This window comes from Microcystis sp. M109S1 (assembly GCF_020247025.1).
Lineage (GTDB): Bacteria > Cyanobacteriota > Cyanobacteriia > Cyanobacteriales > Microcystaceae > Microcystis.
This window is the reverse complement of record NZ_JADBRW010000160.1, coordinates 1-2,727: the sequence shown is the minus strand read 5'-3', so window position 1 is coordinate 2,727 and position 2,727 is coordinate 1. Positions and strand designations below refer to the sequence as shown.

The window sequence follows — 2,727 nt, the reverse complement described above, 5'->3', positions numbered from 1 at the left end:
GTGGGAATGTCTTTTCTGTGGAACTTTTCATGATCGAGATGTAAACGCTGCGGTAAATATCAAGGTCGCCGGAGGACATTCGGAGACTTTAAACGGACGGGTCGGAAAGCGTAAGACTTCTGTTAAAGAAGCAGCATCCCGTGAAGCGTCAACCCCATTGACGCGACCATTCTAAAAAGGTGGCGTGGTGAGGAATCGCCGTCCGTTTTACGGCGGCGAGGATGTCAATAGTCACATATTTCTTAACATAAAGTTGGACAACAACTGTGGTATAACTTCACAAGAACTTGATATTATTATTACAATAGTCTCAAAAACAATGATCGAATTGAGTCCCGCTGCCGCTAGAGAAATTGAACGTTGGAGTCAAAGCCGTCGCCTGGGGGGTTCCTATCTGCGTTTGGCAGTAAAAAACGGTGGTTGTTCGGGACTTCACTACCATCTCGAATTAACCGATATTGCGGCAGAAAACGATCGCTTTTATCAAAGTCAGGGTATTAATATTTTAGTCGATCCTGACAGCGATCGCTACCTACAAATTTTTAAATTAGACTATTCAGAAGATCTCATGGGTGGTGGTTTCCGTTTTACCAATACCAACGCCCAAAATACCTGCGGTTGTGGTCTTTCCTTTAGTGCCTAATTAACTGCTCCAAATAGCCAAGACAACTAAAAGCGCATTAACCAGATAAAAAGCTCCCACAATCTTGGTTTCCGTCCAACCACTTAATTCTAAATGATGATGAAAAGGAGCCATTTTTAATAATCTTTTGCCCTTGCCATCGGGTCCTTTTGTGGCTTTATAATAGATAACCTGAGCGATTACCGAAAGAGATTCCAGAAAGAACAGACCACTAATTAAAAATAATCCCCAGAGATGTCCAGTAATTAAACCCACTGCAGCTAAAGCACCTCCCAAAGCGAGGGAACCCGTATCACCCATGAACACTTTAGCGGGGTTGCGGTTATGAAAAATGAAGCCTAGACAAGCACCAGCAAAACAAGTGCAGAAAATCGCTAAATCTGGATGACTAGGAGCGATAATAATACCTAAACCCAAAAAAGCGATCGCAGCTGTTCCCCCCGCTAATCCATCCACCCCATCGGTGAGATTAGTGGCGTTACTTTCAGCCACAAGGACAAATCCCGCCAAAATCCAGAAGAAAAAGCCCAAAGGAATCACTAATCGACCCCAAAGGGTGATATCGGTACTCACCTGATTGACCAACATCCAGAGGCAAAAAAGCGCCGCCCCCGTTATCTGTAAAATTAACTTCATCTGGGGAGATAGGCCTTTATTCGACTTATAACGCAGAATTTGCCAATCATCTAACCAACCGATACCCATGTAAGCAAAAGTCAGCAAAGCAACCGCCACCACATTAGGAGTGAATTTAGACCAGATTAAAGCGAAAATAAGGGCTACTGGCACAAAAAAGCTGCCTCCCATCGTTGGGGTTCCTGCTTTCTTTAAATGAGCCTGTGGTCCATCTTCGCGCATAATCTGACCCATTTTCAAGCGCCGCAGCATCGGCACTACCCAGCAACCAAGACCACCACTGATTAATGTCGTGGCCATCAGGGGGGGTAAAAGGGAATTAGTGGACTGAAAAAAAACTACTAACAGAAATAGTAATCCCGTTAGTAGAATCAGGAGATGGGTTCCAGTGGGTTTTTTAAAGATAGGGGCGGAAAAAATGTTAGCGTTCACGACTAAAGCGCCAGATAAGGGGAAAATTTGCCAAAGAAGACGGGATTAATCTTCATCTAAGACTAATTCATCCTCGTCGTCATCATAACTGATATCATCGACATCCATGAGTTCAGATAGTTCCACATCTTCTTCGAGAGTGAGATCTGGTTCCGCGACTTTATCCCGGGGAATCATGCGATTATTTTTTTCTAACCACTCAACAATGGAAGCGTCTTTTTTTAGGGGAATAACCGCGGCCGGTTCGTAGCGGGGTTCTTGACGAATAGAAGGATTAAGCATAATTACTCGACGATTAGCAGCAATCATTTCGAGTTTACCATGTCTTTTAAGGCTCTGATAATCTCTTGATTGGCCGCGGGGAAAGTGTAATTATCTAGTTCCTGGATAGTTACCCAGCGGATTTCTTCACATTCGATCGCCCGCGCTTCGCCGCTGAGATAACGACAGTTATATACTTGTAGATTAACCCGAAAATGACTATAGGTGTGATCGATAGTGATTAAATGACTATCAACTGCGATTTCAATGCCAATTTCTTCTAATATCTCCCGTTTAATACATTCCTGTACCGTTTCATTGCCTTCGATTTTGCCACCGGGGAATTCCCAAAAACCGCCCAAGAGTCCCTTGGCTAGACGGCGATCGATTAAAATTAAATCTCGATCATCTCTAATTACGGCCACACCGATTTGTTTAGAAGCTAAAGAGTCTGTTTCTGGAATCATCGAAAATTTTGGGTCTGAAACCCCGTCGTTCTACGACGGCTTTACCGTTAAATACTAGCGCATTTACACGATATATGCCAGAATGTGAGACATGGAAAAAGCCTATTGGTTTCGATTTTACCCCACACCAGAACAAGAGTCGCTATTGCGGCGCACTTTGGGCTGTGTAAGATTGGTGTACAATAAGGCACTCCATCTCAGAACAAAAGCATGGTACGAAAAGCAAGAAAGAGTAGGATATACTGAAACTTCTTCAATGCTAACCGATTGGAAAAAGCAAGAAGAATT

5 protein-coding genes are annotated in these 2,727 nt (G+C 43.5%); 2 read left to right on the top strand and 3 right to left on the bottom strand.

Annotated elements, in window-relative coordinates; genetic code table 11:
* Positions 1-319: 319 nt before the first annotated feature.
* Positions 320-643, top strand: a complete 324-nt coding sequence (locus tag IM322_RS07660; RefSeq protein ID WP_287677164.1) for a HesB/IscA family protein — start codon at positions 320-322, stop codon at positions 641-643.
* On the opposite strand, the gene mraY is transcribed toward IM322_RS07660, so the two are convergent.
* From mraY to mutT, 3 genes are read right to left on the bottom strand one after another with little or no spacing between them, the layout of a single operon-like run.
* Positions 644-1,711, bottom strand: a complete 1,068-nt coding sequence (mraY, locus tag IM322_RS07655) for a phospho-N-acetylmuramoyl-pentapeptide-transferase (protein WP_287677162.1) — start codon at positions 1,709-1,711, stop codon at positions 644-646.
* Positions 1,712-1,756: 45 nt separating this feature from the next.
* On the bottom strand, positions 1,757-2,020 hold the full coding sequence (locus IM322_RS07650; protein ID WP_287677160.1) for a DUF3134 domain-containing protein: 264 nt from the start codon (positions 2,018-2,020) through the stop codon (positions 1,757-1,759).
* Positions 2,017-2,439, bottom strand: coding sequence for an 8-oxo-dGTP diphosphatase MutT (gene mutT / locus IM322_RS07645; protein WP_287677158.1), 423 nt, complete (start codon positions 2,437-2,439; stop codon positions 2,017-2,019). Before mutT ends, IM322_RS07650 begins: the two co-directional genes overlap by 4 nt.
* 91 nt (positions 2,440-2,530) lie before the next feature.
* Between mutT and IM322_RS07640 the strand changes: the two genes are divergently transcribed.
* Positions 2,531-2,727: helix-turn-helix domain-containing protein (locus IM322_RS07640; RefSeq protein WP_287713166.1), on the top strand; the 197-nt coding region annotated here is incomplete at its 3' end.